Consider the following 24,227-nt stretch of genomic DNA (forward strand, 5'->3'; position numbering starts at 1 on the left):
GCCATCATGTGTGAAAGCCGCATGCGTCTTTAGGCGCAAGCCCTGGACATACGCGCATGCCTCCCCGACCGAAGATCGAGAAAGAAACGCCCTCCGACCTGAATCGGAGAGCGCTCTTTTTGGGTTTTATCCCAACACATGATGGGGTTTCCACGCCCCAGCCCCCTCAAAACGTGAGCCGACAGCAGAAATAAGCCGAAAATCGGCTTCCTGCAATCTGAAAGGAAAGAACATGACCAGCAACGTGCCCACCGGCGCGGCGACTACTGTTGCGCGGACCAAGTGGCGTCTCGCACGCAGCTTGGCGGTGCTGCGTGACCAGATCAATGCGCTCTCTCCGAACCGGTCGAAGGTCGCCGATGGTACAGTCGGCGACACCGCCCACTCGGCGCGCCGGTCAGACCATAATCCGAACGCCCTCGGAGTGGTGCAGGCCATCGATCTGACCGATGATCCATCGCACGGCGTTGACAATCGCAGGCTCGCGCAAGCTCTGCTCGACAGCCGCGATAGCCGCATCAAGTACGTGATCGCCGACAGCGAGATCGCATCGGGCGCTGCCGGCCCTTCGCCGTGGATCTGGCGGAAATACGTCGGCACCAACGCGCACCGGCATCATGTTCATATCTCGGTCGCCGACGATCCGAGGCTTTATGACGATGCGTCTGCATGGAACCTCCCGGGTTTCGATGTAGCGCCGGCGCAGGCCGCGAAGCCGGTGACGAAGCCAGTCTATCCGGTGCTCGCCAAGGGCACCAAGGGAACCGACGTCGAGCGCCTCCAGAAGCTGCTCAACGACAAGGGTGCGAAGCTCATTGTCGATGCAGATTTCGGCGATCGCACCGAGAGGGCCGTGCGCGCCTTCCAGAAGGCCGCACGTCTGACCGTCGATGGTCGCGTTGGCCCTCAGACCTGGGAAGCACTGCTTTCCTGAAGCAATCCCGCGCCGGCCGGGCCCGTCGGCATTTTCAAGAAGGAAGTGAAGATGTCTTGGTCGTACAACAAGCTGGGTAGAGCCGGCAAGCTGGCCGAAGTCGTCAAGCAGCAGGTTGCTGGCGTCGGAGGCTGTCCGAAAGGTTCGGCGGAGGAATCCGCCAAGAACCAGGTGGGCGAAATGCTCGAAACGCTGGTGATGAGCCTGCCGGCGGAAAAGATCGTGAAGATCGAAGCCAGTGGGTCCGCGTGGAATCAGAGCGATGGTTCGGCACTTAGTCAGAACCTGAAGATCGAACTCACCACCATCGGCGATCTCGTCGAGTAGCGCCAACCCGAGCCCGGCCGGGTGAGCCGGGCACTCTCTGACGCTTCAGTTTTTCGGCGAACAGTCCCGAGACACTTCAGTCGTCTCACCACCTCAAAAGGAAAACACCATGTTCTCGCTCCTTTCAGCGAGCGCACTGCTTTGCGTTGCGCTCTTCGCCTTCCGTCGTTTCCTGATCATCCCGTGGTTTGTCTGCACCGTCGTCGACTACGTCACCTGGCCTCTCGGCTGGCATCGAGGCAAGTTCGGCGCCGACGCCATCCACTTCGTCCGTCGCGATGCCAATGCCAAGCGCCTTACAAGGCTGAAGCCTCACCGTGGTGGCTCGCTGTTCGCGCTCGCTGCCGTCATGCTGGTCGTTGCCGGCTGCCAGACCAGCCAGCTCGATGGCAGCCTCCAGAAGAACCTGCCAGCGATCTGTACAGCCTCCGAGCAGGCGCACCGCTTGTATCTGCTCGCCGTCGCCGCCGACCGTGTGTCGGAGAGGACGCAACGGCGCGTCGACACCGCCTGGGTGTCGCTGCAGCCTGTCTGCGCTGACCCTTCCAAACAGACCGCCGTCGACATCATCACCGCCGCGTTCGCCGCCTACCTGACAATCTCGGCGGCCACCCACTGATCAACCTCGAACAAAAGGAACACGACGATGTTGAAGTCGATCGCATCCATCTTCACGACATCGGCGCCGGTCGGCGTCGCCTTACGTTATCTGGGCACCATCCTCGGGACGGTGCTGACCGTCGCCGGTGTTCTCGGCTTGCTCGACCAGGCGCAGATCGACGCGCTGCGCAATGAGATTCCTGGCTTCGTCTCGGCACTCTCTGCCCTGGCAACCGCTGCCGTCGCGATCTACGCGATTTTCACCAAGTCGAGCTCGGACAAGGCGGCCGAGGTCGCCAAGCAGGTCGATGCCAAGGTTCCCGCCGACGCCCTAGTCATCGTCAAGACGCCGGCAGGACAGCAGGACATAGTCGTCCACCCAAAATAGCACCGCGCTTCATCGCCCGGCCGGATCGCCCCCGGCCGGGCCAACTCAATGCATGGAATAGGGCACGGGCTGATGGATGACACGATGGTGAACCCAATGAACGAGGCTCCGCGGCCTACGTCTCCCGATCCGAATTGGGGTGCGTTCAGCGAGCGGATCACCAACCTCAACCGTCGTCAGACTGATTTCGAGGCCGAGACGCGCGCCAGCTTCCGCTCCGTGGAATCAGCCATGGACAAGATGGCGACCGAAATGCGTTCGGGATTGGCCAACCTTTCGACCAACCTCGCCGACAGGAACAGGCCGCAATGGACAGCGATCAGCGTCGCGCTGAGTTTCGCGGTGATAATCGGCGGAATGGCCTATTGGCCCATCCGCGAGACCACCAGCGACCTCAAAGCAGCAATTCTCGAACAAGCAAAGCAGACGGCGCAGAATATCAAGGACCTCGATGTCAACACAGTTTCCCGCCAGGAGATGGACTGGCGATCATCACGATCCATTGAGGATCGCGCCCGAATTGAAGGTGCGATAGCCGATATCAGGGCCAACCTCGTGCCGCGCACGGAGAATGAACGCGTCTGGCAGTTCTACGAACAGCGTCTTGCCGATCAACAGCGTCAAATCGACAGAATTCGCGAGGGGCGAGGTTCGCCGCCATAGTCCCGAATAGGCTGATCATTTTTGCCCGCCCCGGTTCGCCGGGGCGGGCTTTTTCTATTTCTGCCTAGGGCCATCCAGCCGACAACCATAGGCCGCAACCACAATGTTTGCCTTGCCCCTGCATTCGTAGCAGGGATCGTCGCAGCGGCCGCCTTCCCCGCGCCGGCAGATCATCAGAGCGACCTCGTCCCGCGTTGGCTTCTCGTGGCACTTGCTGAGTTGGTGCGCCACGATATGCGCCGTTGGCGGCGAGAGGATCACCCGCTTGCTCATGGCGGCCCGCTCGGAGATCCAGCACGCGAGCTCGAATAGATCGCGCCAGCGGCGGTTCTCTGCCGGCGCCGGCGTCTCCCTTACGAGCGATGCGGCTACGCGCGCAACTTCGTCCGGTCTTAGTCCAGGCTCTCTTCTCGGGTTGTGACTCATCGTAGCCTCCAAGGGCGCTGAATCTACATCTGCCGAATGAGAACAAAAGAGGAAACGGCGTACGAGATTTGTACGGAAAGACCCTGCAAATTCCCGATCTGTTCCTGCATGCAACTGCGAGCGATCGCTTGCGAAACAAAAGGAGACCGGCTGGAAGCCTTGGAAATGCTGGGATTGATGGCGCACCCGACAGGATTCGAACCTGTGACCTCTGCCTTCGGAGCCCGAAAAGACGATATACGCCACAGTTTCTATTCGTACGCTAGACCACGCTAACCCACTGTAGGCATTTATCTTTTCTGGCGATCCAATCCGAAGCCAGTATCCTGTGATGACCCCGAATTTCCGCCTGCGTGCTTCCGCGGTGCTTCCGCGGAAGCGGTCCAACGGAAGCGGCGCAGCCGCCGGAGTATGTCACATGGCGAAGCTAAGCAAACGTAGTGTCGATCAGGCCGAAGCCGGCGAGAAAGACTATTTCATCTGGGACGACGAGCTGCCCGGCTTCGGGCTGCGCGTCTTCAAATCGGGGAAGCGCAGCTACCTGGTGCAGTATCGTGCCAAGGGTCGCACACGACGCTTCACCATCGGCATGCACGGAGTCTGGACGCCGGACACTGCGCGCGTGCAGGCGCGCATCTTGCTCGGCCGCATCGCGCAAGGCGACAATCCGGCCGAAGAGCGCGAGCTCGACCATAAGGCCGTCACCATCAAGGAGCTGTGCGAGCGCTATCTCGAGGACGCGAAGAACGGATTGATCCTCGGCAAGAAGCGCCGCCCGAAAAAGGCGTCCACCATCTACACCGATGAGGGACGCATCCGGCGTCACATTATTCCGCTGCTCGGCACGCGGCGCGTGAAAGACATCACCGCCGCAGACGTGACGCGCTTCATGCGCGACGTCGCATCCGGGAAGACCAAAGCCGATCAGAAGACCAAGAAGCGCGGCCGCTCGATCGTGCGTGGCGGCATCGGCACGGGCACGCGCACGGTCGGCCTGCTCGGCGCCATCCTGACCTACGCCCGCGAGAGTGGGATCATCGACGCTAATCCGGCTCACGGCATCCGTAAGGCTGCCGACCAGAAGCGCACCCGGCGTCTCTCGGAGGACGAGTATCGCTTGCTAGGAAAGCTCCTCAAGAAGGCGTCTCAAGACGATCAGCTCGCAACCGCTGCGGAGATGGGGAAGGCCATCGCGCTCACGGGGTGCCGGCGTGGCGAGATCATCAATCTCATCTGGCCCGAAGTGGACAGCGATAATAGCTGCCTGCGGCTCACCGACAGCAAGGAAGGTGCTTCAGTTCGACCGATCGGACTCCCGGTGGTCGACCTTCTCAATGCGCGCCGGCCGGAGCATGCAGCCGGCCCAGTCTTTGGCGGCACCATCGAAGGCAAGCCGCTGGTCGGGTTTCCGAAGCACTGGCACAAGATACTGGAGAACACACCGCTTGCCGGGATTACCCCGCACGTCCTGCGCCACAGCTACGCCAGCATGGCGAACGATCTCGGCTTCACCGAATCGACAGTCGCGGCGTTGCTTGGGCACGCGCAAGGCACCGTCACCAGCCGCTACATTCACACGGTTGATACGGCTTTGATCATGGCCGCAGATGCGGTCGCTGGTTATATCCAAGGCCTGCTCGATGGCGTGCAATTCAAGCGCAGCTCCTACGCACTCGATCGCGAGTCGCGCCAAGCAGCGATGAACCGCCTGTTCGCGCAAGCGATGCAGCCAGGAGAAGCTTTGGAGCAGTTGGCGGCGTAAGTTTCAGACAGCGCCCTCAGCCGCGGCGAAAGCTCTCGCGCTCTCAAGCGTCCGCGCGAGGCCATCGCAACTTGCCCCGTCCTACCCTCAGCGCATCCACGACCGCCGTCGCCCCGGGCAACCTTCCCGAGAACAGGCTGGGCTTCGGATCTACCGCCGGCTTTTTGAAGGGGACCACCCGTCGATAGTCCGGTGTCGCCAGCCATGTGCGCCCATCGCCCTCGTCCGTGATGACCCGATAAAGCCCAGCCGGCGGCGCCGAGTGCGCAGGAATGTCGAGCAACCTCTTGTAGCGTTCGATCGACCACTTCTGGATTCCGCCGCTGAGGGCCTCGGTCCTGAAACGCGCCCAGAGCGCGGCGGTATCAGGCGTTGGCCAGTCGCCGGCGTCGGTAAACGCCGTGATTTCATCGGATTCCAGCCATGCACGCATCTCGGCCGGCGTTACGAAGACGGGGTTGGTGGTCTGGATCGCCGCGATAGCCGCCCGCCTGGACGGAAGGCCCGCCCGTATCAACATCGACATCATGAACTGCGGAACCCCTGTTTCCAGAGATGCGGCTGCGCCACCCGGAATGATGTCCGGCGACCAGCCCAAAGTCAGACGCCGGGTTCTGATAGCTTCCAATGCCCAAACCAGCCGATAGGTGAAGGCCTCTTCCACCATGCGCATGTTGTGGGGTCCGATCTGCGAGACCTCCGCGCCCGACACCCATTGCTTCAGGATCGCTTTCCAATTGCCAGGCAGCGCATTCTTCTTGTCGGGAATGAACGGCCGCATCGCCAGCAGTCGCTCCCCGAGGCCCGCCAAGGCATCGGCCAGTTCGTCGACGTCTCCTGGCAGGGACGCGGCGTCGGCTCGATCGATGAGGGCGCCCAACTCTTCCGCCATCGCGTCGATTGTCAGCCCGGCTTCCAAGCCGACGCCCATTGCGAAATGCCCGCGACGGGCCTGGGGCGTCGTCACCGACCAGATGAGATTGGCACGCGCCTCGAACACCTTGCGGTGTTGCGCCTCCATGCCTTCACCCTCGCGCGCTATTTGACGCGCCCAGAGCGATCCCTTGAGCGCTTCGTCGAGAAGCTTGGGCAGGTCGGCGCGGTCAGCATCGAGCGCCTCCACCAAGCCAAAGACCGTTGCATCAAGGCGCTCGACGAGTTCCGAGAGCGGCTCCTCGTCGATGCTTTCCTCTTCATCTCCTCCCGCCTCGTCATCCTCGTCCTCGTCATCCGGATTAGTTCCGTCTGGAGGCACCGCAAGCTGAGCGGCGATCGCCGCTTCTTCTGCCGGCGACTTCCAGGCCTCGCGGGCGTTGGCGAGATATTCCCACGCGTCGGCGCGTCCCAGCACGTCCTCTCGAGCCAGGCGATCAAGAATCTCCGCGACGATCTGAATCAGTCCGCTCTTCAGCGTCCGGGCCTTGGAAGAGGCCACCAATCCCCGCCATTCTCCGCTCCGCCAATCGACTCGATCGAACATGACGTGGACGATGAGCCCTTCCACATCGACGAAAGCGCGGCCGGCGCGGCCGGCGACATTGGCGAACTCCTCGCCGGTGATCGGTTTGCCTGCTCGGTACAGCGCGGGGACGAGCAAGACTGCGGCGTTGAGATTGAGCCCCTGCGACAGCGTCGGCGATGCAACGATGACCTTGAGGACGCCCTCCGACAGCAGGACTTCCAACTCGCGGAGAAACGGGCTCGGCAGGCGGCCGTGGTGAATGGCGACGCCCGCCTTAAGGCTTGCCACCGCCGGATGATCTTCGCCGAGCCATTCTTTGCCGACCTCGAGTGCGCGAGCGATCGATACTTCGTCATCCAGAAGCGAGTCCAGATAGCCGCGTTTGCAGAGGTCGACGATTTGCTTTCCGTACCCCTCAACCCAGTTCGCTTGCGTCGAGAAGATGAGTGTCCGCTTGCCCTGCGCCGCAAACTCCCAGGCCGCGAACAGGGCCAGATGTGACGTTTTTCGGGGATAGGGCTTCTTCTCACGGCCGCGGGGCGGCTTTTGAACCACGAAATGATCCAGGAACGGGCCGTTGTTGGTCAGATCCAGGGTCAGGCGCGCATCACGCGCACGCCACGCCAGCATTCCGAAACGCTGGCGTGTTGGCCGCCAGTCAGACCGCACGGCATCGCCTGGCTCGTCCGCCCGTATCCACGCAGTCAGATCGTCGAGCTCATCTCCACTCGGGAGAATCGCCGAGAGGCAGACAATACGGCGGTCGGCCGAATCTGCGCGGCGCAACAAGCGCTGCACCAGCGTCTCGTAGCGGATCTCACGCTCGCTCGGCCCGATCATGTGGCCTTCATCGAGCACGATCAGCCCGACGTCGTCGATCAGGCTCGGATCGCTTCTCAGCGCGAAGTCGAGTTTCTCCGGCGTCGCTATGATGATCTCCCGCGATCGGAGCGCGTCCTCGTCACCAGCCGAGAGGCCGCTGGCGCCGTAGAGCGACGACACGCTGAATCCGAGCGGCGCGAAGGTCTTACGAAACGATCGTTCTGTCTGAGCCGAGAGCGCTCGCAGCGGCGTCACGATGAGAACTCGCCGCGCCGAAGACAGCGTCATGAGCGCGGCGATCTCAGCGACGCGCGTTTTCCCGGCGCTGGTGGGTAGGGCGACGACCAAGTCATCCTTGACATCCGTCGAGCGGCGCGCCGCCTCACGCTGCGAGGGCCACAACTCGACCTCGGAATTCTTCCGAGCGTAGAGAGACCCAATAAACAATCGTCGCAGATCGGGATACTTCTCGGCGGCGCCCTCAGGTGGCTCCGTCGGCAGGTTCTGGTGCAACGAATGTTGCCATAGGTCGTCGATCAGATGCCGGCACAGATTGGTGATCCACCACAGCGGTACGTTCTCCGCATTGTCGGCCAGGCTGACGGCCGTTGTGAGAAGCGAGCGCGCCGCGTCGAGCGGTTCCTCTTCGCCCGTCTCCAACGCGAAATCGAAGAAGGCCAACGCCCGACAGATCGTGGTGTTGAGAACGATCGCCAGGATCTCGTCGACATCGGCATCCTCACCGGACAGCCCCGCAGCAATCCGGTCGTCACCATGCGCCGCGTCGTTCAGCCAACCGCGCACGAAGGCTCGAAGCCCATCAAGGTCGCGGAGCACCAGCCGCATCACCGCCATTTCGCCCGGCGTCAAATTCAGGTCGCCCACTGCCTCGTTGAAGAGCGAATAGGCGACGGCCGAGAACCCGGCCAGATGGTAGGCCGTGGCGGCGATCGTCCTGCGGAAACCGCGATCGGCGGCTTCGGGATCGGCATTCCGCACCAAAGCTTCAAACGCGTTGCCGGCGCGCTCGAACGCCTTGTTCGTCAACTCGGAGGAGCCGGCCTGGGTGCGAAGGGCCATTGCCGCACGGAGCAACGCAAACCCATGTTCTGCAAGGTCGGTATCGATGGTCGCGCCGAGCGGCGGGGCATTTTCAGGCAGAACGCCATCACTTCGCATTAGCGACCATGCCGCCCCTCGGTACAGCAGCCGCCCTTGCACGCCGTCCTGCGTCGCGCGCGTCAAAAATGCTTGCAGTTCGTCAGTCGTCTCCAAGGTCTTCCGCCTTCTGATACATCTCCTTGATGAAGTCCTGGTGGTCTTCGATGTGGACGTTCACGACATACTGGTCCCGGTTCGTCCCAGCACTTTCGAGATCGCCCTTCAGCGACGCGTGAGGTCCATTGCCCGATATCGTAAAGAGCATGTGGTCGATGCGATCGGCACGCAGGGCCTTGAGACCGATTTCATCGCGAAGGTCGCGGCCCAGTTGCACATCGCCGTCGTCGTTGCTTTCGAGCAAGCGGTTCGCGACAAATGCCAGCGAGTCCGGCGTGCATCTGCCATTGTCACGATTGAGCACCTTGCGGGCGCTCGTGACGGTGGCTTTTCCGAGGACTTTGTTGCTCTTGGCTTCGCCTTTCAGCAGCCAAAGCTTGGAGTCGTCGCCTCCATAGCCTGCCCCGATAAAGTCGTCGCCTCGCATCGCCATGTTGCGCCCATCCTTGTAGCGCAGACGGCGAACGGGAACGCGCAGACCGATTTCCTCCTCGACCAACTCGGTCGCCAATATCTCGCCGAGATCACCCGAGCGGCCTTTATCTGTCTGGGGGAGCTGCGTGCGCAGAATTTCCGCTGCAACCTTGTAGCCGAGCCGCTGGACGTCATCGGCTATACGCTCAAGCCGATCGTAATGGGAGCGCATGGTCTCGGCGAGGTCGTCACGAATCTCGTCGCGGCCACCGTCCTTTTCGACATACGTCCAATAGCGCTTTCGCTTGTCCTTTTCTTTCGTGGCTTCGCACCACTTCTTATACAGCCCCACGCGGCGCTCCCCTGCCTGCCTTGTTCGCCGGCGCCTCTCCATCCCAAAGGCTCGACAGCGGCGCCGCCGCCAGCTTGTCGCCGAACGGCACGAAGTCCGTGCTGTCGTAGAGGACGACGCCGAATGCAAAACGGTCCCCGCAAGCCTCGGCCAATGCCCGCAGGCCGGCGAAGTCGCCAGCCTTGACCGTGGCGCTCGCCTTCACTTCGATACCTGCGATCGTCCCGTCGTCACGCTCCAGCACGATGTCCACCTCGCGCATGTCCCGATCCCGGAAATGATGCGGCGTCAACCGCAGGTCCGAAGCCGTCATGAGCTTCAGCACTTCCGAGAACACGAAGCTCTCCAGCAGCGCGCCGAACGTCCCACGATCCGCCTTCACCCGATCAAATGTGAGCCCGCGCACACCCGCCAACAGGCCTGAATCGAGGAAATGGAGCTTGGGCGTCTTGACGATCCGCTTCAGTGCATTGGTGAACCAGGGCTGCACGGTCGCGATCAGGAACACCTGTTCGAGCAGCCCCACATAGCGCTGACTCGTCTTGTGATTGACGTTGATGCCGCTCCCGAACTGCGAATAGTTGACCAGCTGGCCGGAGTGCTCGGCCAGCAGCCGCACGAATTTGGGAAGCTCGGTCAGCTTCTCCACCTCGGCGATGTCCCGCATGTCGCGGGTCAGGATCGAAGTGAGATAAGATCGCAGCCAGTCCTGCCGCCGCCGCTCGCTGTCGCGGCTGATCGCTTCGGGGAAGCCGCCGACCAGGACGAGTTTGACGAGATCGTCGCCGACGATCGCACTCCGCTGTCCCTGGAGCTTCCCTTCGAAGAGGCGTTCGAGAAAGGTCGGGGTCCGGTCTGCAATCTCGGCTCTCGCCAGCGGCAGCATACGGATGGTCTCCATCCGGCCGGCCAAGCTGTCGGCGATCCGCGGCAAGGTCAGTACATTCGCCGAGCCGGTGAGTAGGAACCGACCCGGACGGTAATCCTCGTCGACCGTCTTCTTGATCGCGAGCAGCAGGTCGGGCACGCGCTGGATCTCGTCGATGATGGCCCGATCCAGGCCTCGGATGAAACCGGCGGGATCGGATTGGGCGGCTTCGAGGACGGTCTGATCATCGAGCGTGATATAAGTCCGACCGGCTTCTCCCATCTTTCGAACGAGCGTGGTCTTGCCCGCCCGTCGCGGCCCCACGATCAGGACCACCGGGGTATCCAAAAGGGCTTCTTCCGCCCGTCGCTCCACAAACCGCTCGAACATGCCTTCTCCGAATCTCGGCCGATCGGGATTATCGGTATCGGCTGATTGGGAGTCAACGTTCCGCTAATTGGGAGACGGAAGGCCGCTATCTGGAAAGCCGGGAGGGGAAAGCCTTCCCCTTCGGCCGAGCCGGGGTCTCGGCCGATCCCCTTCTGCGGGGAGACCCCGCAACGCCCCCTTTAGAGTGAGAGTGCGGACCAGGTTCGCCGTGACGGGTTGAGGGCTGGAGGAGAGGCCTCCGGCGCCCGTCGCGGAGAACCGCGATGTCCACCAAGACCGCTTCGGCTCGCCCCGGCCACGACCGGGCGAGCCTCTATGACGAAATCACCGGCAAGATCATCGTCGAGCTGGAGGCCGGCCGCGTGCCCTGGGTCCAGCCCTGGGGGACGGCTGCGGCGAAGGCGCCGCTCGCCATGCCAAAGAACGCCGCCACCGGCCGGCAGTATTCGGGGATCAACGTCCTGATCCTCTGGGGCGCCGTGATCGAGCACGGCTTCCCCGCCCAGAGCTGGCTGACCTTTCGCCAGGCGCTCTCGCTCGGCGGCAATGTGCGCAAGGGCGAGCACGGAACCACCGTCGTCTATGCCGACCGCTTCGTGCCGGACGACGAGAAGCGACGCGCGCGCGAGACCGGCGAGGAAGCCGCCGCCATCCCGTTCCTGAAGCGGTTCACCGTCTTCAACGCCGCCCAATGCGAAAACCTGCCGGCCGAGGTCGCGGCCGTCGCGCCACCGCCGCCGCCGGGCCTGATCGAGCCCAGAGTCGAGGCGCTGATCCGCGCGACCGGCGTCGACTTCCGCATCGGCGGCAACCGCGCCTTCTACGCACCGGGTCCGGACTTCGTGATGGTCCCGCCGCCGCAGGCATATTTCGAGCCAATCAACTGGCACCGCACAGCCCTGCACGAGCTGGGGCACGCCAGCGGTCATCCGTCCCGTCTCGGCCGCGATCTCGGCGGCGTGTTCGGCAGCAAGAAGTACGCGTTCGAGGAACTGGTGGCATTATCCTGACTCTGTGATCCTGTCTCAGAATCATGCATTGGAGGCGCCTCACCACGGCTCCGGTGAAGCTCTTCAGACGTCCGGGTCAAGCGTTCCCGCAGCGTAGCGAGGACAACGCTTGACGCGGCGGCGGCACGACAAGCTGTTCATGGGGTGCAGGCTAAGTCCTGCACCCCTGCCACGCGGCGAGCGGGAGAGCGCGAGGGGAACCCCTCGCATTCTAAACAATGAAGTTGCGCCGAAGGCGCTCCGCTTGGGTATCGTGCGTGCATTTGTATTTTACCGATCTTGACACTATTTCGCGTCCGCTTTTCCTTGATGACCTTGCAGTGAGCCTCGCGCCCGGTGCGCTCGACGCGGTCGAGCGCACCGGGCTGATTCACGGCATGCCGTTCATCCTGATGGATGACGGCAGCTACGATCTCGCTCTCAACCGGTTCTTTCGTGCCTGTCCTGCTATGGGAGCGCGATCGCCGAACACGTGGCGCTCCTACGCCCGCGACATTCTCGTCTGGGCGCGCTTTCTTGTCGAACGGCGCGGCGGCAAGACGGTCTGGCAGGCCGGCCGCGACGATGTCCTGGCCTTTCACCGGGCGCGTCGGCTGTCGGCAGCTCCCTACCGCATCTCGGCTGCGAGCTGGAACCGGAGCGTTGCCGCGCTCGACAAGCTCTATCGCTGGGCTGTCGAGGAAGGAATCATTGCGATCTCGCCCTTCAGCTACGGCGCCACCCTTCGCAGGGCCGGCGGTAGCCGCGCAGTGCTCGCTGTGACGACGAACCGTGCCCGCGAGCGCGCCGCGCGGCGCCACGATACCCGTTACATCGATCTTGGCCGCTACCTGCTGTTCCGCGAGGTGGGATTGCGCGGCCGGCTTCCCGACGGCTCGGAGGACGCGACGTGGCGCGGCCGCAACGGCGAGCGCAATGCGTTGTTTGCCGAGCTTCTCGTCACGACCGGCCTGCGGCTGACAGAGGCCGGCAGTCTGCTGCTGAGTGAGCTGCCGCGCCTGACCGATCCCGAATCGCGCTCGGTGCCGTTCGATCTCCCCGGTCCGATCGCCAAGGGCGGACGACCACGGCGCATCCGCGTTCCCCGCCGGGTACTGAGATTGATCGGCGACTATGTCGATCTCGAGCGCACGGTCTCTGCCGCGCGCTCAGAGCCTTCGGTGTCCGATCCGCTCTGGCTGATGCTGGAGGACGGGAAGGCAACAGACGCGGCGGGCAAGCGTGTCCGGCTCGACCGTCTGACGCTGGGCGAACGCCGCCGCGTGCTGGTCGGCACGCCCGGCCAGGCGCAGCATGCCTTGCTCTGGCTGACTGAAGGCGGCAAGCCCGTGCCCTCGGCGACTTGGGAAGCTGCCTTTCGGCGGGCCTGCACCCGCTGCCGCCGTTTCGGCATCGAGGTCGAGGTGACGCCACACACGCTGCGGCACACCTTCGCCGTCAACATGCTCTCCATGCTGATCCGCGAGCAGATCGGATCCGTGTTCGATCCGCAGGACCAGCACGGCGCAGCCTATCGGCGGATTCTCGGCGATCCTCTGCAGAAGCTCCAGCACCTGCTGGGGCATGCGAGTATCACCAGCACCTACATCTATCTCGACAGCCTCGCCGAGGCGCAGGAGCTGGTCGAGGCCGCCGCGGATCGCTGGGCCGAAGACACGGCTGGCGGCGCGGCATGACCGCCGCGGCGGCTCCATCGGTGCGGCGGCCGGGTCGCCGCGCCCTCTTTCCCGAGGCGCTGCCCGATCCCGAGGGCGAGGCCGCCGCTGCGATCGCATCGCTGCGCTTTACCGTCACGCTGGCGGATCGCAGCAAGACGATCGACCTGACGATGCTCGCCGGCCGCAAGGCATTGGCGCGGACCTTTGCCGGCGCGCTCTGGCGCGCCTGCCAGGTCGGTGGTCCGGCCGGCTCGATCTCGACGGCCTACGCCTATGCCAATGCGCTCAAGACATTTTGGCGCTATCTCGATTCCGCCGGATCGCACGTCGCCCGTCTCTCCGACGTCAGTGCCGTCTGCATCGACGGCTTCGATTCCTGGATGGAGGGGAGCGGCCTGCATCCCAATCACCGCCTGCACCGCATGAGCAAGGTGCTCAACCTGCTGCGGCTTGCCGAGGCCGCGGAGCCCAGCCACCTGCCGCCCGATGCCTCACGCCGGCTGATGTACACGAGCGATCGGCCCGGCGTGCGCGCCAGGCCGCGCGATGCCTATGGCGATGATGTCGCCGCGGCATTGCGGAAGGCGGCGCGCACCGATCTCGCCGCCATCATCCGCCGCTTGGGCGAGGCCGATCGTATTCCGGCGGTCGAGGATTCCGATCGGAGCAAGGCGCTGGCAGCAACCCACAAACAGGTAATGGAAGTGATCGACGCGGAAGGCGTCATCGGGCACAGGCACCCTCTCTTCAAGCGACTCTACACGCTCCGCCGCGAGAGTGGCCTGCCGAACGATCGCCTGATCCACGATCTGCATGGCCGCCGGCATCTCATCGCCGCCGATCTCGTGCCGCTCATCGTGCTTATCTCGCTCGACACCGGCATGGAGATCGAAGCGATCAAGGGCTTGCGAGCGGACTGCCTGAAGAACCCGGCGGGCGGCTATGTCGAGATCGAGTATTGCAAGCGTCGGGCGCGCGGCGCCGAGTGGAAGCGGCTGCGTGTGCGCGACGGCGGTTCCTCGACGCCGGGCGGCTTGATCCGCAAGGCGCTGCAGTGGACCGGTCCGGCGAGAAGCCGGCTCGGCGCCGACACGCTCTGGGCGCACTGTGCCTGGGGCCGCCTGACCCCTCGGGTGCTCAGCATGAAGGAGCTCGCGGCTTCATGGACGCGCCGGCACGGCATCCTTGATGAGCGGGGCCAACGCCTTCGCCTCAATCTGACGCGCCTGCGCAAGACGCATAAGGCGGCATGGTACCGGCGCACGGGCGGCCAGCTCGACCGCTTCGCCGTCGGCCACACTGTCGCGGTCGCGGCCGACCACTACGCCGACATTCCCGCGCTTCGTCATCTGCACGAGGCGACAATTGCCGACGCCATGACCGATGCGCTCGACGCCGCGTTCCCCCCCTGTGTCCTGTCGTCGGAGGAGGAAGCGGCCGTCCAGACCGATCCCGACAAGGCGACCGGCCTTCCCGTTGTCGGCGCCGCCGCGGTCAAGGCGCTGTTCGGCGGCGAGCAGGACGTCTGGCTCGCCAGTTGCGGCGGCTTCTACAACAGCCCGTTCGGCTCGGAGGGAGAGGCCTGTCCGTCCCCCTTCTGGGGGTGTCTCGAATGCAGCAATGCCGTGGTCACCGCCCGCAAGGTGCCCGCGCTCCTGGCCTTCCTCAACTTCATCCGGGCGCAGCGGCAGGTGCTGAGCGAAGCCGACTGGATCGCCAAGTTCGGCCGGGTTCACGGACGCATCGCCGAACAGATTCTGCCCCGGTTCGCCGACGCCGAGATCGAGGAAGCCCGTCGGATTGGGTCATCGGACCCCGCGCTCCTCTACCTGCCGCCCGAAGCGAGAGCGCCATGATGCCGGCACCGATCAAGCTGCCGCAGCACGCGTCGCTGCCTTCGGCCATTTATGGCAACGACGAGCCCGTGCTTGCCGGCGTGGCGGTCAGGGACGATGCCGACCGCACGCGACTTCCGCGCTTCGGTGACGATCTTTGGGACCTGGGCGCCGCCATTTTCCGGGTGAACGCCCGCTACAGCAATTACCGGCTGAACCTCGCCCGCATCGCCGATCCCGTCACGCGGCGGCTGGCGAAGGAGTACGTGATCGCCCGCCTGCGCATCCATGTGCCGGGATATCGGGCGCCCTGCGGCGCGACCTCGGCGATCCGCCTGCTGCGCTACATCCAGCATTTCGCCGCGTTCCTCCGCGCAAGGACTGGCGCCGTCGATCTCAGCCGGATCGATCAGGCGCTGCTCGACGCCTATCTGGCGTATGCCCGTGACGGCGGACGGCGAACGCCTCACGAGACGGTGAAGTATGTCGAGGTGCCGATCGACCTGCATCACCTGGCGCCATGGCTAACCGGCGGCGGCATCGGTTTCCTGCCGTGGCGTGGACGTGCGGCGCACCGCGTTGCCGGCCGGCCGCCAGCGCCCGCCGAGAACGCCACGCCGCGCATTCCCGAGCCGGTCATCGGCGCCATGCTGCGCTGGGCGCTCAAGTATGTCGAGGTCTATGCGCCCGATATCCTCGCGGCGCGGGCCGAGCTTGACGCTCTCGAAGCCCGCTGCGCCCGATTGATGGCGCGGGACGCGCGGGCCGGACGGGCCGTGGCCAAGAACTATCGCGCCCGCGTGGCCAAGTGGCTCGACGTGCGCCGGGCCATGGGCCGAGGCGTGCCGATCTGGGAGCACGCGCCCAATGTGGCCCGCCGCATCGACCCGCTCACCGGCGAAGAGACCCCGCCCTACAATCTCCATCTGATGCGCCTTCACGCCGGCGCTCCGCAGAGCGGCCGCATCAGCCAGTCCGAGCCGACTGCACGACTGATCGAGAAGGCAGCCGCCGAGCTCGGAACCGAGATCGGCGGGCTCGATACGCCGATCTCGATCGATCCGGACACCGGACTGCCATGGCGCGAGCGCTTCGACGGCCTCAGCCTCGCCCGCGAAGAACGGATGTTGCAGGGCGCCTGCTATCTCGTCTGCGCCTACCTCACCGGCATGCGCGACAGCGAGGTGCAGGCGATGCAGCCGGGTTGCGTGTCGCCGGTGCGCAGCGCCGACGGCCTGGTCGAGCGGTACCGGCTGCGCAGCACGGTGTACAAGCGCCATGGCGCGCGCGGCGTCACGGCCGACTGGATCACGATCGAGCCCGTCGCTCGCGCCGTCGCGGTGATGGAGGTTCTCTCGGCACGCAATCGCCGAGAGAAGGAACTGTCATCCTTGTGGGTGGCGCTGAAGGACTGGCCCTGGAGCAACGATCATCTCGGGATGGGTGCAACGCCGACACTCAACCTTTTCCGCGAGGGCCTCGACACGCGCTCGGAGGCCGCGCCGGCGATTCCGCGCATCGGCGACGAGCCTTGGAAGTTTACGACCCGGCAGCTCCGACGCACGATCGCCTGGTACATCGCCAACCGGCCGTTCGGCACGGTCGCCGGCAAGATCCAGTACAAGCACGCCTCGGTCGCCATGTTCGAAGGCTATGCCGGATCGGCGCAGGCCGACTTCCGCTTGGCGATCGAGCGCGAACGTGCACTCGGCCAGCTCGACGACATTGTCGCCCATTACGAGGCCTATCTTCGCCGTGAAGGCCCGGCGGGACCGGGTGCTGCGCGACTGCGACGCGAGTTCGGCCGCGTGCAGGAGGAACTTGGCGATCTTCCCGGCCGGATCTTGGACCGCAAGCGGCTGCGCACCATGGTTGCCCATCTCGGGCGGACCCTGCATGTCGGTTTCCTCAACGACTGCCTGTTCGATGCAGCGACCGCGCTCTGCCTCACCGGCGCGCCAGATGCCGAGCGGACGGCGCCGGCCCTATCGCGCTGCAGCCCCGACCGGTGCCCGAACGCCTGCCTGACCGCCCGGCACCGCGAACCGTGGCAGGCCTCGATCGTCGAGGGCGAAGCGCTTCTGGCCGACCGGCGTCTATCGCCGCTGCAGCGCACGGCGATCCTGCGGGACAACGAGCGCAAGTGCCGGCTGATCGCGCCTCTCATGGACGGTGACGCATGACCGCGCTCGGGCCGAAGAGCCAAGCGGCGCTAAGGGCTGCCATGAAGCGGTTGCTCGACGGCCGCCCTGAACGCACCGACGGGGCGCTGACCGTCGCCAACCTGGCGCGCGAGGCCGGCGTCAGCCGAGCGACGGCGAACCGGGCCGGCGATCTTCTCGCCGAGCTCCGCGCGGCCGAAGCCCGCCTGCGGCGATCGTCGCCCAGGGCCCTCAAGGAACGCATCCATGCTCTGGAAGCGGAACTACGCGCCGTGCGTGGTGCCGAGATGGCGGAGCTGCGGGCGCTCACCCGGACGCTCGCGCAGCACATCCAGATGCTGACGTTGCAGCTCGCCGAGCGAGATGCCGTCATCGAAGGTCTGCGAGCGGAGCTGTCTCGATCCGTGGACGCCAGGGTCGTCCCGTTGCGGCGTCCGCCTCTGGACGGCACCGGCTGACAGCCGCGCTTCATCCTGACCGGTCCAGGCGCCGCTCGCCGGTCATGGCTGCCTCCCGTGCTCGCCCGTCGAGGCAGGGCTCGGGTTGTGGCAGACGCTGCCGGCCCATCAACCCTGTTCCGCACCAGCACCGAGAACAGGGTGTGACGGCCCGGCTTCCCGCGTCTGCCCCTGCCGCCTCGCCCTCGACGGAGAGGGCGAACACAGGAGGCAGCCATGACCACCGATCGCACACCCCAGCCCCGGAACGACATCTACGAGCGTGTCACCAGCCAGATCATCGCCGCCATCGAGGCCGGCGCCGACCAGTACCGGATGCCCTGGCACCACGACGGATCGGCCATCACTACGCCCGTCAACGTCGCCTCGCGCAAGGCCTATCGTGGCGTCAACGTCATCGCACTCTGGGCCGCCGCGCACGCCGCCGGCTTTCCCGCCGGCATCTGGGGCACCTATCGCCAGTGGCAGGCGCTCGGCGCCCAGGTCCGCAAGGGCGAGCGCGGGCACCTCGTCGTGTTCTGGAAGACCGTCGATCGCCACGGCAAGGCAGACGTACAGGACGGCGACGAGGATCGCGACGAGCCCGCCCGGCGCATGTTCGCCCGCGGCTACACGGTCTTCAACTGCGCGCAGGTCGACGGCTACACGCCGCCCGAGATACCGGTGCTACCCGAGGCCGAGCGCATCGAGCGGGCCGAACGGTTCTGCGCAGCGCTCGGCATCGACATCCGCCACGGCGGATCGCAGGCCTGTTACCGCCCATCCACCGACCACGTGCAGATGCCCGACTTCGCCTGCTTCCGCGATGCCGCAGCCTATTACGCCGTGCTGCTCCACGAATGCGGGCACGCCTCCGGCGCCAGGCATCGCCTCGACCGTGATCTCTCCGGACGGTTCGGCTCGGCCGCCTATGCTATGGAGGAATGCACGGTCGAGCTCCTGAGCGCCATGATCTGCGCCGACCTCCATCTCAGCGTCGAGCCGCGGCCCGACCACGCCAGCTATATCGCCTCCTGGCTCGAGGTGCTTCGCTCCGACAAGCGCGCGATCTTCACCGCCGCAGCCAAGGCGCAGCAGATCGCCGACTGGCTGCACGCCCAGCAGGGCAACGCTTGCCGGAACGACGTCAGGGGCGCCGCATAGGCGCTCCTCGACCCGATCAGTTGACAGTTCGCTCCCGGAACAGCGCCTCAATCAGCGGACATTCCGGCCGCGTGCCGTCGGCGCATTGCGCGACGACGTCCTTGAGCACCCGCTCCATGCGCTTCAGGTCAGCGATCTTCGCCCGCACATCGTCGAGATGCGCGGCGGCGACCGCGCTTGCCTCGGCGCAGGGCTGGTCGCGTTCGTCGACCAGGCGCAACAGCTCGCGGATTTCGTCGAGTGAGAAGCCGAGCTCGCGTGCCCGCAGCACAAAGCGAAGGCGCCGCTCGTGCGTCGTGTCGTAGCTGCGGTAGCCGGCCGCCGTGCGCGGTGGCTCGGGCAGGAGCCCGACCTTCTCGTAGTAGCGCACAGTCTCCAGATTGCTGCCCGTCCGCCGGGCGAGCTCAGCCCGCTGCAGGCCCTTCACGCCAGCGTGATCGCGCATCGCAAAAATCCCTCTTGACCCTGTAGTTGCTACAGACCGCATGGTACTGCGCAATGAGGATTTCGGCAAGGAAAGCGAGATCGGACATGGATATATCGCGACCCAGCACGGCGGGCATGACGTCCGCCACGACCGACGTGCTCGCGTCGGACCGAGCCGAAGTCGGACGGCAGCGCCTGGTCGCCGTCGGCGGCATTCTCGGCGCGCTTGCCGCCTCCTCGTGCTGCATCGTCCCGCTCATCCTGTTTAGCCTAGGCATTGGTGGCGCCTGGATCGGCAATCTGACGGCGCTCGCGCCCTACAAGCCGCTCTTCGTCGCCGGGACGACGGGCGTTCTCGGCTACGGCTTCTATCTCGTCTACTGGAAGCCGAGGCGGGCCTGCGCCGAGGATGCTGCCTGCGCGCGCCCGATCCCCAGCCGCATTGTCCAGATCGCGCTCTGGTTTGCGACGGTGCTCGTCGCGGCCGCCTTCGCATTCGACTACGTCGCCCCGCTGCTGCTTTCCGCCTGACACCAAGAGGAGACCCGTCCCATGAAGAAGAGTTTGAGTGCTCTTGCTTTGATCATGTCGGTGATGACCGCGCCTGCCGTGTTCGCTACCGAACGCACAGTCACCTTCGCCATCGACAACATGACCTGCGCCTCCTGCCCCTACATCGTGAAGACCTCGATGGCGGCGGTCCCCGGGGTCTCGACGGTGGCCGTCTCGTTCGAAGCCAAGACCGCGACCGTGACCTTCGACGACGCGCAGACGACCCCGGATGCCATCGCGGCCGCCAGCATGAATGCCGGCTATCCGGCCCGCCCGACGCAGGAGCAAGGCAGTTGACATGCATGACCGCGCCCTGATCCGCACCGGCGCCGCAGGCGCCATTGTCGTTGCGATCTGCTGCGCGGCGCCACTCCTTGCCGTGCCCCCGCCGCTGGCCGGCCTCGGCGCGTGGTTGACGGGTTCGGGTCTGGTCGTGCTTTCCCTGATCGCCGCGGGCCTCGGGCTTGTCGCCTGCGGCATCCATCATCGCCGTGCAAAGGTCGTCTGTTCCAACACGAAGATTCTGAATGAAGGCCTGAAGCCATGAACGATTGCTGCACATCCTCCGCGTCCCGCGACAAGGCGACGGTTTCTACATCCGCAACGGTGCCGAGCTTGGCCGTGCGGCCGGGTGTGACGTTTCCGGACTGGTCGGTGGTTTCGTCACCCGTGGTGAAGGAGGCCCTGCTGGCCATGGTCGGCTCCGACCATGTGCTCAACCGCTGGAGCGGCTACGAGGCGGCCACGGATCGCGTGCGCGTTGCGTTGCTACAGCTCTACGCCGAACACGGGCGAGCCCCGACCCCAAGCGCGCTTGCCAAGCGTGCGGGGCTGAGCGAGGAAGCCGTCCGTGCGCTGCTCGAAGAGCTCCGCCGTCGCGACCTCGTCGTACTCGATGGCGACATGATTGTCGGCGCGTATCCCTTCACCGACCGCGACACCGGCCACCGGGTCACACTGGACGGACGCACTCTTACTGCGATGTGCGCGGTCGACGCGCTCGGCATCGGCGCTATGACCGACCAAGACATCTCGATCGTCTCGCGCTGCCGCCACTGCGGCGCGCCGGTCCGGATCACCACGCAGGAACGGGGCCGGGCTCTGGCCGACGTTGAGCCGACGACGGCCGTCGTATGGCTCAGCGTCCATTACGAAGGCGGATGCGCTGCGAACTCGCTGTGCACTGCAACATCCTTCTTCTGTTCCGACGATCACCTCGCCGCGTGGCGCCGGCAGCGTCCTGCAGACGAGCCGGGATTCCGGCTGTCGATCGAGGAAGCTCTCGAAGCAGGTCGGGCGATCTTCGGGCCCAGCCTTGCCGGAATCGGCACAATCGCCGGCCACGGCAACAACGCGGCCGAGACACAAGGTGAGCCTCAATCGTCGGGCGATACGGCATCGCCGGACAGGCCCGTGACGCATCGGCGCCTTGGCACGAATGGCCGCAACAATGGTTCCTACGACCTTGCCATCATCGGCGCCGGCTCGGCCGGCTTCTCGGCCGCGATCACGGCAGCCGATCAGGGCGCCCAGGTGGCCCTCATCGGCAGCGGCACCATCGGCGGCACCTGCGTCAATATCGGTTGCGTGCCGTCGAAGACGCTGATCCGCGCCGCCGAGACGCTCCACAATGCCCGAGCCGCGGCACGTTTCGCCGGCATCACGGCCGAGGCCGAACTGACCGACTGGGGCGGAACCGTCCGTCAGAAGGACGCGCTGGTTTCGGAGCTACGTCAGGCCAAGTACGCCGACCTGCTCCCGGCTTACAACGGCATCGCCTATCGCGAAGGGCCGGCGCGCATCGTGGACGGCGGCGTCCAGGTGGACGGCACGTTTGTCTCAGCCGGCAAGATCATCATCGCGACCGGCGCGCGACCGGCCGTCCCTGTCATCCCCGGCATCGAGACCGTGCCATACCTGACGAGCACGACGGCGCTTGATCTCGAGGCGCTGCCCCGATCTCTGCTCGTGATCGGCGGCGGCTATATCGGGGCCGAACTCGCCCAGATGTTCGCCCGCGCCGGCGTCGAGGTGACGCTGGTGTGCCGCTCGCGTCTCCTTCCGGAGGCCGAACCCGAGATCGGCACGGCGCTGACGGGGTATTTCATGGACGAGAGCATCGCGGTGATTTCCGGCATCACGTACCGGACGATCCGCAAGACCGCGGACGGTGTTGCACTCACTGTCCATCGCGACGGCAAGGACGTCACGATCGACGCCGATCAGGTGCTCGTGGCGACGGGCCGCGCGCCCAATATCGAAGGTCTCGGGCTCGCCGAGCATGGGATCGCTCTCTCGCCGAAGGGCGGCATCTTCGTCGATGACCGCATGCGCACGACAAGATCGGGCGTGTACGCTGCCGGCGACGTCACCGGTCACGATCAGTTCGTCTACATGGCCGCCTACGGTGCCAAGCTCGCGGCGAAGAACGCCCTCAACGGCGACAGCCTGCGCTACGACAACAGTGCCATGCCGGCCATCGTCTTCACCGATCCGCAGGTGGCGAGCGTCGGGCTGACAGAGGCGGCTGCGCGGACCGCCGGCCACGCCGTCCGTGTCTCCACGATCGGTCTCGACCAGGTGCCGCGCGCGATTGCCGCCCGAGACACACGCGGGCTCATCAAGCTCGTCGCCGACGCTGGCAGCGGCCGGCTGCTCGGGGCGCATATCCTCGCACCGGAGGGAGCCGACAGCATCCAGACGGCGGCCCTGGCAATCCGGCACGGCCTCACCGTCGACGACCTCGCGGATACGCTCTTTCCGTATCTCACCACCGTTGAGGGCCTGAAGCTCGCGGCTCTTGCCTTCGACAAGGACGTGGCGAAGCTCTCATGCTGCGCCGGCTGAGCCGTGAAGGCTCGGATGTCGAACGTGACAATGTTGGAGGAGATCTAGTGGCGAAGAGATATGACCTTGCGATCATCGGCACGGGAACGGCTGCGATCGTAACAGCACACAGGGTTCGTGCGGCTGGCTGGAGCGTCGCCGTCGCGGACTTCCGGCCCTTCGGGGGCACCTGCGCCTTGCGCGGTTGCGATCCGAAGAAGATGATGGTCGGCGGCGCCGAGGCGGCTGATCACGCCTGGCGCATGAGCGGACGTGGAATCGAAGGGGACGCGACGCTCGATTGGACGGGACTGATGGCCTTCAAGCGCAGCTTCACCGATCCGGTACCGCAGAAGCGTGAGAAAGCCTTTGCCGACAAAGGGATTCACGCCTTCCACGGTCACGTTCGCTTTATCGGCCCGAATGCGCTCGAGTTCGGAGGAGAGAGGATCGAGGCGGACCGTATCGTGATCGCCGCCGGCGCCGAGGCCGTGCCGCTCGGCATTCCGGGCGAGCAGCACCTGATCACCAATGAAGGCTTCCTGGAACTGGAGAGCCTGCCTGAACGCATCGTCCTTGTCGGCGGCGGTTATATCGCGGCCGAGTTTTCGCACATCGCGGCGCGCGCCGGAGCACAGGTCACAATTCTTCAGCACGGGAAGCGAATGCTCAAGCAATTCGACCCCGATCTCGTCGGCTGGCTGATGGACAAGTTCAGCGAGCGCGGCATCAATGTCCGCACACAGGCAGGGGTGACCGCCATTGAGAAGGTATCAGACGGCTATCGCGTCCGGGCGGACTGTCCTGACGGCGAACTCGATATGGACGCAGATCTGGTCGTCCATGCCGCGGGTCGGGCGCCGGCGCTCGCGACGCTCGATCTCGATGCCGGGAGCGTAAAGCACCATAACGGGCGGCTGGCGTTGAACGGATTTTTGCAAAGCGTCTCCAACCCCGCGGTCTACGCAGCAGGTGATGCCGCCGGCCTAGGACCGCCGCTCACTCCGGTATCAAGCCATGACGCGAAGGTAGTCTCGGCGAACCTGCTCAACGGCAACACGGTCAGGCCTGAATACACAGGCGTTCCGAGTGTCGCCTTCACCATCCCGCCGATCGCAGCCGTCGGCATGAGCGAAGCCAAGGCGCGTGAGAAAGGCCTGAACGTTCGCGTAAAGACCGAGCGCGTGGACGGCTGGTTCACCGCACGCCAGCAGGCCGAGACGGTGTATGGCTTCAAAACGTTGGTCGACGCGGACACTGACCGCATCCTCGGCGCCCATCTTGTCGGTCCGCACGCTGACGAAGTGATCAACATCTTTGCACTGGCGATCAGGCAAGGGCTGACGGCAGAGCAGTTGAAGACCACCATGTTCGCATATCCCAGCGGCGCGTCAGATATCGGCGAGATGCTTTGAGCGTAAGTGAGGTGGTCGACCGGTACGGCCGCGGAGCAGTCTGCACGAAAGAAATC

At 65.1% G+C, this 24,227-nt stretch carries 20 protein-coding genes and 1 pseudogene; 17 read left to right on the forward strand and 4 right to left on the reverse strand.

Features of this window, described 5'->3' with window-relative positions:
• Nucleotides 1-232 precede the first annotated feature (232 nt).
• From FZF13_RS07350 to FZF13_RS07375, 6 genes are all read left to right on the forward strand, one after another.
• Nucleotides 233-934 carry a peptidoglycan-binding domain-containing protein gene (locus FZF13_RS07350; RefSeq protein WP_024922424.1) on the forward strand — a complete coding sequence of 234 codons (702 nt, stop codon included), beginning with the start codon at nt 233-235 and terminating at the stop codon, nt 932-934.
• A 51-nt stretch (nt 935-985) separates the two neighbouring features.
• Entirely contained in the window at nt 986-1,261 is a 276-nt protein-coding gene (locus FZF13_RS07355) for a hypothetical protein (protein WP_024922423.1), read from the forward strand.
• Nucleotides 1,262-1,370: 109 nt separating this feature from the next.
• Nucleotides 1,371-1,880, forward strand: coding sequence for a hypothetical protein (locus FZF13_RS07360; RefSeq protein ID WP_024922422.1), 510 nt, complete (start codon nt 1,371-1,373; stop codon nt 1,878-1,880).
• A gap of 27 nt (nt 1,881-1,907) precedes the next feature.
• Entirely contained in the window at nt 1,908-2,249 is a 342-nt protein-coding gene (locus FZF13_RS07365) for a hypothetical protein (RefSeq protein WP_024922421.1), read from the forward strand.
• A 72-nt stretch (nt 2,250-2,321) separates the two neighbouring features.
• Complete coding sequence (locus tag FZF13_RS07370) at nt 2,322-2,912, forward strand: hypothetical protein (RefSeq protein WP_024922420.1); 591 nt, start codon at nt 2,322-2,324, stop codon at nt 2,910-2,912.
• Nucleotides 2,913-3,756: 844 nt separating this feature from the next.
• Nucleotides 3,757-5,100 carry a site-specific integrase gene (locus FZF13_RS07375; protein WP_047558381.1) on the forward strand — a complete coding sequence of 448 codons (1,344 nt, stop codon included), beginning with the start codon at nt 3,757-3,759 and terminating at the stop codon, nt 5,098-5,100.
• Nucleotides 5,101-5,143: 43 nt separating this feature from the next.
• On the opposite strand, the gene FZF13_RS07380 is transcribed toward FZF13_RS07375, so the two are convergent.
• The 3 genes from FZF13_RS07380 to FZF13_RS07390 are packed head-to-tail and all read right to left on the reverse strand — an operon-like array spanning nt 5,144 to nt 10,686.
• On the reverse strand, nt 5,144-8,659 hold the full coding sequence (locus FZF13_RS07380) for a DEAD/DEAH box helicase (RefSeq protein ID WP_047558384.1): 3,516 nt from the start codon (nt 8,657-8,659) through the stop codon (nt 5,144-5,146).
• Nucleotides 8,646-9,428 carry a Hachiman antiphage defense system protein HamA gene (locus FZF13_RS07385; protein ID WP_047558387.1) on the reverse strand — a complete coding sequence of 261 codons (783 nt, stop codon included), beginning with the start codon at nt 9,426-9,428 and terminating at the stop codon, nt 8,646-8,648. The genes FZF13_RS07380 and FZF13_RS07385 overlap by 14 nt, the downstream gene beginning before the upstream one ends.
• Entirely contained in the window at nt 9,415-10,686 is a 1,272-nt protein-coding gene (locus tag FZF13_RS07390) for an ATP-binding protein (RefSeq protein ID WP_047558390.1), read from the reverse strand. The genes FZF13_RS07385 and FZF13_RS07390 overlap by 14 nt, the downstream gene beginning before the upstream one ends.
• 263 nt (nt 10,687-10,949) lie before the next feature.
• Between FZF13_RS07390 and FZF13_RS07395 the strand changes: the two are divergent.
• The 6 genes and pseudogenes from FZF13_RS07395 to FZF13_RS07420 all read left to right on the forward strand — a co-directional run.
• Nucleotides 10,950-11,687: pseudogene (locus FZF13_RS07395) on the forward strand (ArdC family protein); the annotation flags it as partial.
• A 266-nt stretch (nt 11,688-11,953) separates the two neighbouring features.
• Complete coding sequence (locus FZF13_RS07400) at nt 11,954-13,372, forward strand: tyrosine-type recombinase/integrase (protein ID WP_012112823.1); 1,419 nt, start codon at nt 11,954-11,956, stop codon at nt 13,370-13,372.
• A complete protein-coding gene (locus tag FZF13_RS07405; RefSeq protein WP_012112822.1) occupies nt 13,369-15,210 on the forward strand; it encodes a hypothetical protein in 1,842 nt (613 codons plus the stop codon). The genes FZF13_RS07400 and FZF13_RS07405 overlap by 4 nt, the downstream gene beginning before the upstream one ends.
• Nucleotides 15,207-17,372, forward strand: a complete 2,166-nt coding sequence (locus tag FZF13_RS07410; protein WP_012112821.1) for a hypothetical protein — start codon at nt 15,207-15,209, stop codon at nt 17,370-17,372. Before FZF13_RS07405 ends, FZF13_RS07410 begins: the two co-directional genes overlap by 4 nt.
• Nucleotides 17,369-17,809: a hypothetical protein gene (locus FZF13_RS07415; RefSeq protein ID WP_012112820.1), complete on the forward strand. Its 441-nt coding sequence runs from the start codon at nt 17,369-17,371 to the stop codon at nt 17,807-17,809. Before FZF13_RS07410 ends, FZF13_RS07415 begins: the two co-directional genes overlap by 4 nt.
• A 216-nt stretch (nt 17,810-18,025) precedes the next feature.
• Entirely contained in the window at nt 18,026-18,952 is a 927-nt protein-coding gene (locus tag FZF13_RS07420) for an ArdC family protein (protein WP_012112819.1), read from the forward strand.
• Nucleotides 18,953-18,968: 16 nt separating this feature from the next.
• Here the strand turns inward: FZF13_RS07420 and FZF13_RS07425 are convergent, their stop codons facing one another.
• The gene (locus tag FZF13_RS07425) at nt 18,969-19,397 is read right to left on the reverse strand and encodes a MerR family transcriptional regulator (protein WP_012112818.1); all 429 of its coding nucleotides are present in this window, start codon (nt 19,395-19,397) and stop codon (nt 18,969-18,971) included.
• An 86-nt stretch (nt 19,398-19,483) separates the two neighbouring features.
• On the opposite strand from FZF13_RS07425, the gene FZF13_RS07430 reads away from it, so the two are divergent.
• Genes FZF13_RS07430 through FZF13_RS07450 form a run of 5 tightly spaced genes read left to right on the forward strand, consistent with a single transcriptional unit; the run spans nt 19,484 to nt 24,171 of the window.
• Nucleotides 19,484-19,909: a mercuric transporter MerT family protein gene (locus tag FZF13_RS07430; RefSeq protein WP_039194744.1), complete on the forward strand. Its 426-nt coding sequence runs from the start codon at nt 19,484-19,486 to the stop codon at nt 19,907-19,909.
• Nucleotides 19,910-19,930: 21 nt separating this feature from the next.
• On the forward strand, nt 19,931-20,227 hold the full coding sequence (locus tag FZF13_RS07435; RefSeq protein ID WP_012112816.1) for a heavy-metal-associated domain-containing protein: 297 nt from the start codon (nt 19,931-19,933) through the stop codon (nt 20,225-20,227).
• A 1-nt stretch (nt 20,228) separates the two neighbouring features.
• Entirely contained in the window at nt 20,229-20,477 is a 249-nt protein-coding gene (locus FZF13_RS07440) for a hypothetical protein (RefSeq protein ID WP_036742955.1), read from the forward strand.
• Nucleotides 20,474-22,777, forward strand: a complete 2,304-nt coding sequence (gene merBA, locus FZF13_RS07445) for a bifunctional organomercurial lyase/mercury(II) reductase MerBA (protein WP_012112815.1) — start codon at nt 20,474-20,476, stop codon at nt 22,775-22,777. The genes FZF13_RS07440 and merBA overlap by 4 nt, the downstream gene beginning before the upstream one ends.
• The gene (locus FZF13_RS07450; protein WP_246670937.1) at nt 22,762-24,171 is read left to right on the forward strand and encodes a dihydrolipoyl dehydrogenase family protein; all 1,410 of its coding nucleotides are present in this window, start codon (nt 22,762-22,764) and stop codon (nt 24,169-24,171) included. The genes merBA and FZF13_RS07450 overlap by 16 nt, the downstream gene beginning before the upstream one ends.
• Nucleotides 24,172-24,227 lie beyond the last annotated feature (56 nt).

Source organism: Mesorhizobium terrae (assembly GCF_008727715.1).
Classification (GTDB): domain Bacteria; phylum Pseudomonadota; class Alphaproteobacteria; order Rhizobiales; family Rhizobiaceae; genus Mesorhizobium; species Mesorhizobium terrae.

Bases quoted from the DNA above. Each gene is read 5' to 3' on its own strand.
- FZF13_RS07350 (WP_024922424.1), top strand. From the start codon at position 233: ATGACCAGCAACGTGCCCACCGGCGCGGCGACTACTGTTGCGCGGACC.
- FZF13_RS07355 (WP_024922423.1), top strand. From the start codon at position 986: ATGTCTTGGTCGTACAACAAGCTGGGTAGAGCCGGCAAGCTGGCCGAA.
- FZF13_RS07360 (WP_024922422.1), top strand. From the start codon at position 1,371: ATGTTCTCGCTCCTTTCAGCGAGCGCACTGCTTTGCGTTGCGCTCTTC.
- FZF13_RS07365 (WP_024922421.1), top strand. From the start codon at position 1,908: ATGTTGAAGTCGATCGCATCCATCTTCACGACATCGGCGCCGGTCGGC.
- FZF13_RS07370 (WP_024922420.1), top strand. From the start codon at position 2,322: ATGGATGACACGATGGTGAACCCAATGAACGAGGCTCCGCGGCCTACG.
- FZF13_RS07375 (WP_047558381.1), top strand. From the start codon at position 3,757: ATGGCGAAGCTAAGCAAACGTAGTGTCGATCAGGCCGAAGCCGGCGAG.
- FZF13_RS07390 (WP_047558390.1), bottom strand. From the start codon at position 10,686: ATGTTCGAGCGGTTTGTGGAGCGACGGGCGGAAGAAGCCCTTTTGGAT.
- FZF13_RS07405 (WP_012112822.1), top strand. From the start codon at position 13,369: ATGACCGCCGCGGCGGCTCCATCGGTGCGGCGGCCGGGTCGCCGCGCC.
- FZF13_RS07410 (WP_012112821.1), top strand. From the start codon at position 15,207: ATGATGCCGGCACCGATCAAGCTGCCGCAGCACGCGTCGCTGCCTTCG.
- FZF13_RS07415 (WP_012112820.1), top strand. From the start codon at position 17,369: ATGACCGCGCTCGGGCCGAAGAGCCAAGCGGCGCTAAGGGCTGCCATG.
- FZF13_RS07420 (WP_012112819.1), top strand. From the start codon at position 18,026: ATGACCACCGATCGCACACCCCAGCCCCGGAACGACATCTACGAGCGT.
- FZF13_RS07425 (WP_012112818.1), bottom strand. From the start codon at position 19,397: ATGCGCGATCACGCTGGCGTGAAGGGCCTGCAGCGGGCTGAGCTCGCC.
- FZF13_RS07430 (WP_039194744.1), top strand. From the start codon at position 19,484: ATGGATATATCGCGACCCAGCACGGCGGGCATGACGTCCGCCACGACC.
- FZF13_RS07435 (WP_012112816.1), top strand. From the start codon at position 19,931: ATGAAGAAGAGTTTGAGTGCTCTTGCTTTGATCATGTCGGTGATGACC.
- FZF13_RS07440 (WP_036742955.1), top strand. From the start codon at position 20,229: ATGCATGACCGCGCCCTGATCCGCACCGGCGCCGCAGGCGCCATTGTC.
- merBA (WP_012112815.1), top strand. From the start codon at position 20,474: ATGAACGATTGCTGCACATCCTCCGCGTCCCGCGACAAGGCGACGGTT.
- FZF13_RS07450 (WP_246670937.1), top strand. From the start codon at position 22,762: ATGCTGCGCCGGCTGAGCCGTGAAGGCTCGGATGTCGAACGTGACAAT.